We start from the raw sequence: 4,680 nt of genomic DNA on the forward strand, positions 1-4,680 counted from the left end.
GTTCTCCGTGGCGGTCTGAACGAACCCCAGCAGCTTCTTCTCGCCCGTCCGCAGGACGCCCAATGCGAGCACCATGCGATCCTCAGCGAAGGTCTTGCCGTCAAGGAAGAGCACGACCACCTCGTCCTGCTCCAAGCGACGTTCGCTCAGCTCCCGCAACTGCTGGGCGCTGGCCCGAATGAAGCGTCGCGAGACGCTGAAGGCACTCAGCCCAAACGCCTCCGGGACCGCTTCCGCACAGGCTTCATATCGGCGGCAACTCAGGCCGTGCAGGACTTTGCGGAACAGCCCCGCATCGGCTGCCCGTGGGTCGCCCAGGGCCTGGTAGGTCGGTAACGCCACCTCCACGTTCCGGAAGCGGTTCCGGACTCGCCTGTAGGTGATCGGCAGTTTCTGGTCCAGCAGGTAGACCGAGCCCTGTTGCTGACACCAGCGCACATAGCCCGGCTGGCCGCCGGTCCGGCTATACCGTTCGCCCGCCAGGTCAGTCACTTCCGCCTCCAGGGCGTCCCCGACGGCTTGCAAGCCCAGCGGGATCAGGGCTTGGATAAGGGCCACGAGGCTCGCCCGCTCGTCCACCACCGGGATGGCGTCCACCGCCCGCCGGCGGATCGGTCGCACCTTGCCTTCTGTGGTGATTCGGATTACGTTTCTCATGAAGCGGCTCCTTTCGTTGGTGTGGGGTGGTGGTTGTCTGATCCACGGTCACCGCACAGCACCACAAAGGCAGCCGCTTCGTCAATTTTCAACTAATCCTGGCACACCCTCTGTCTCGCGCGTAACAGTCGGAATGCGATTCCGGGAAGCAAGGCACGTGAAGTTATGTGACTTCAGTGTGTGGCCAATAAGACCGAAAAGGGCGCCGCCGCATCACGACCAGAAACGCTAACTGACGTAGGCATACCGGCCTTTTATCAGTTTGACCATGTCTGCTTTCATGGCGTCTGAAACATTTCCACGAATGGTATATTCGTCCCCGAATAACGGGCTTGTCTCCATTTCCGATTTCCGCCGAGCGAGAAAATCTTCGAGTGAGCCGATGACTCGTGCCGGATTGCCCGCAACGACCACTCCGGACGGCACATCATGGGTGACAACGCTCCCGGCGCCTACAACGACATCAGAACCAATCGTTACACCGGGTAAAATCAACGTCGAGGCGCCGATGAACACTCGGTTGCCGATCGTGACTTTCCCAAGACGAGTGTAATTTAAGTGGCGTTTTGTGCTGGCGTCGTGCGCCAAAATATGAACCCGGGGGGCCAACGTGACCTCATCCCCTATCGTAACCAGCCAGCAGTGGCTCGGGTCGATGACGACATCTTCCAGCATCATGAAATGCTTTCCGACGACGAGCCCTTGTTTAGTCAGGAAGGGGAGAGGATCTCGGTGAACGTATTGGCGGAGCAAGTTCAAGAGCCAGTGAAGCACGAGCGGCGGTCCTTTTGCGGTGACGAAGCCTGCCGGATCCCCAGAAGCCCGTGTGGAACTCCGTATTGCGAGGCTAGCACAGCCTTGCGTGGCTTGACAACATGAGCCACAGAAGACCATGCGCGTGGTGGTTGGTAGACCGCGCGCACCCATCCACGGTCACGCGCAGGCGATAACGAAACGGGCGCCGCTTTCGCACGGCAAAGGCGGACCGAACGAGAAGATCGAGTATACGAACTGGCAGGTGCTTGCTGCACAACTGAGTCGTGCAGTTCATTACTGTGGGAGGTCGGTTCTGTCCGAAGCGAACGGTTTAGAGACAACCGATCGGAACGAAACCGGCTCCGAAAATTCTCGCCAATGCAAAATACCGTGCATTGTCCCAAAATGGGTTGGTCGGTAAGTAGTTTCGTCCGGACGGATCGGTACCGTACGACGGATCGTTCCCAAAGAAGAACCCTCCTCGCGTCCGTTGGACGAGTTGCAGCCATTCGGAATACAGGGAACAAACTTCTGATTGTACGGACGCGTCCGACGTATTGTTCGCATACCAGCCTTTGGCCCAATCAGGCACCGTGCGGCTGTGCGCCGGAGCGGGCGGAGAAATTTGAGGCACCTGGTCGATGTCGAAAGCCGGCACCGTGGGTTGCAGAAGATTGGCGGGCAATTCCGGCATGGGTGGCACAACGGAGAGCGGTTTTAACTCGAGCTTTCGGCATCCCTCTCGTTCGCGATTTGTGTAAAGTGTGACCGCTCCTGTTTGCGAGCACTCCCACATTCCTAGCGGGTCGGCAGGTCGTGGCTCATCGGCGAAAACGGGGATAGCGAGCGTCCCCGTTACAAGCAGAGCAACCATGAGCTGTATGGAGCGCATACCGCACCTCCAGATCAGGAGTGGGACCAACGGACTAGGGAGAAGGACAGATTGAGCATCAGGCTCAGCACCCGGCGCGACGTTGGTGTTGCCGCTTCCCTGCGCCACTTTATCCACCGGAGCGAAGCCGATACCATTCTTCTTTGGAGGGGCGCGACGGCTGACCGGTCGGGGTCTGGAGAGCACGGACCTGTCGATACAGGGTGGTATTCTCACTCAGGAAGGGAGCTGCATTTTGCGTTGATTTTTCAACAGAATACGGCCTTATGCCGTGACGGTTGGGTAAGCTTGTGAATCTCCAACGCCTTGAACAATTTCTCTCTCATGATCTCTGGACCCTTGATCTGACCCACTTGCCGAAATGGCAACGGGTTGGCCTGTCGGCGCTTCGGCTGATCAGCGCCGTAGCTTGGGAATTCCGCCGCCGCCTATTGGATGCGCGGGCCGCGGGTTTAGTCTACACCACGCTCTTATCGTTGGTTCCGTTCCTCGCCGTGACGGTGTCGGTCTTGAAAGCGTTCGGTGTGCACCAACAGGTCGAACCCTTACTGAGCCAGGCGCTTGAGCCGCTCGGACCGAGCGGGAGAGAGATCACCTCCCGCGTCGTGGGATTCGTCAACAATCTCAAGGTCGGCGTGCTCGGCATCGTCGGGGTGGCGGGCTTGTTCTATACGACTTATTCCTTGATCGACAAAATCGAACAGACGTTCAATGCGATTTGGAACGTGCGACGAGGGCGCTCCTGGACAAGGAAGTTCACGGACTACCTCAGCGTCGTGCTCGTGGGTCCCGTCCTGATTGTCACCGCGTTCGGTTTGTTGGCTTCCATTCAGAATCACGCGCTCATTCAGCGGATTCTGGACCTTCAACCATTGGGCTTTGTGTTGGTGTGGATCGCCGAGTACCTTCCCTTCCTGATCCTGTGGGGGGTCTTTACGTTCTTCTACAAGTTCATTCCATACGCGGATGTCCGAACGTGGTCGGCTTGTGTCGGAGGGGCGGCGGCATCGCTCCTCTGGGGGTTGGCAGGCGAAGGATTCGCGGCGTTTGTGGCTGGCTCTTCCAAATACAGCGCCATTTATTCCGGTTTCGCGATCATGATCCTGTTCTTGTTGTGGTTGTATGTGGGGTGGTTGATCATCCTCATCGGGGCGCAAGTGGCCTATTTCCATCAGCACCCGCGTGCGTATGAAGCGCATTACCTTTGGAGACAGGGGACGCATGCCTTCCGCGAGCGGACAACTCTTCGGCTTCTGGCGACCATGGCCACTCGAGCGATCAGCGGAGTGTCCCCCGCCACGCTCGATGAACTGGCGGCTGACGTGGGCGTCCCTCTCTCGATCGTGGAGGACCTTGTCGAGGAACTACGATCATCGGGATTGGTCGGGCGTCTGGAAGATTCGAAGGCACTCGTCCTCATGCGGCCGCCGGAACTGATCGGCATTCAGACCATCTTGGATATCTTGCGAGAGAAATCAGCCGGGTTGTCCAGAGTCTCGCATTTGGGTGATGCTATCGACGACGTTATTCGACATCGGGACGATGCGGCAGCTCGTGCGCTGTCCGGACTCACCCTCTATAATCTGGCCGGCAAGATTTGTCCCGCCGAATCAGCCCGGGTTCCGTCCAGCCCGCTCGGGCAGACCGTCATTCGTGAACCGTGACGAGACCCCCGACTCGAGCCGGCCTTGAGCGCGTCCAGTTCAGAGGCGGCTTTCATCGAAATAGCGTGGAGCCGTGGACGGTCAGAGGGCCGATGAGGCCTCCCTCCTTTCGAGGGACAGCGCGATTTGCGATCTCACCAAACAAAAGACGTCAGTCCTCTTCCATTCCTCCCTCCTAACAGGGGACGTCGTAACCCTGTCTAAGTCCTGGATTTCGTGGCACTGTGTGGATGTGCCAGGTCTCCCATGACCGGCACGAATCCTGTTCTATGACAAGGCTGACCGTGCACACGATGCGGTGAGAATCGCCGGCTCGGCGATCTCCGGGAGGAAGCTATGCGAATCATCCCACATCCAACCGGCTACGCCACGAGAATCCACCATGCGCTGGCTCAGACTCTTTTTCCGATGGCAATGATGGCGCTGGTCATCCTGCTGCCACCGGCTGCCACGAGTGAGGTCTGCGGTTCTCATGACCATCTGGGTTCCAGGCTGACGTCCTCTTTTCCCGAAGAGAATGTCCGGCACGATCGTCATAAAAACGCTAGCCTGCAGAACGGCAGCGTTGGGCGCGGCGGTCGAATGTCCGAGCGGGAACTCAATCAAGCGATTCGGTGGTTCGCGCGCGAGCACCACTTACCCCAAGCGCTTATCCGGGCGGTCATTCAAGCGGAGTCGGGGTTTGACCCGCTCGCGGTTTCTCCCGCCGGC

Annotated in this window: 4 protein-coding genes and 1 pseudogene; 2 read left to right on the plus strand and 3 right to left on the minus strand. The window is 58.7% G+C overall.

All coding sequences use genetic code 11. The features are described from left to right. The 3 genes from ACOSYY_RS16510 to ACOSYY_RS16520 form a co-directional block, all read right to left on the minus strand. Positions 1-657: transposase (locus tag ACOSYY_RS16510; protein WP_526023337.1), on the minus strand; the 657-nt coding region annotated here is incomplete at its 3' end. A 228-nt stretch (positions 658-885) separates the two neighbouring features. Beyond that, entirely contained in the window at positions 886-1,431 is a 546-nt protein-coding gene (locus ACOSYY_RS16515) for an acyltransferase (RefSeq protein WP_421663833.1), read from the minus strand. A gap of 313 nt (positions 1,432-1,744) precedes the next feature. Further along, positions 1,745-2,305, minus strand: a complete 561-nt coding sequence (locus ACOSYY_RS16520) for a hypothetical protein (protein ID WP_421663835.1) — start codon at positions 2,303-2,305, stop codon at positions 1,745-1,747. 278 nt (positions 2,306-2,583) lie between these two features. On the opposite strand from ACOSYY_RS16520, the gene ACOSYY_RS16525 reads away from it, so the two are divergent. Further along, positions 2,584-3,969, plus strand: a complete 1,386-nt coding sequence (locus ACOSYY_RS16525) for a YhjD/YihY/BrkB family envelope integrity protein (RefSeq protein ID WP_421663837.1) — start codon at positions 2,584-2,586, stop codon at positions 3,967-3,969. Positions 3,970-4,305: 336 nt separating this feature from the next. Beyond that, positions 4,306-4,680, plus strand: a pseudogene (locus tag ACOSYY_RS16530) (hypothetical protein); the annotation flags it as partial.

It is taken from the genome of Nitrospira sp. BLG_2, from assembly GCF_049222245.1.

Coding starts and splice junctions, on each gene's coding strand:
- ACOSYY_RS16520 (WP_421663835.1), bottom strand. CDS start 2,305: ATGCGCTCCATACAGCTCATGGTTGCTCTGCTTGTAACGGGGACGCTC.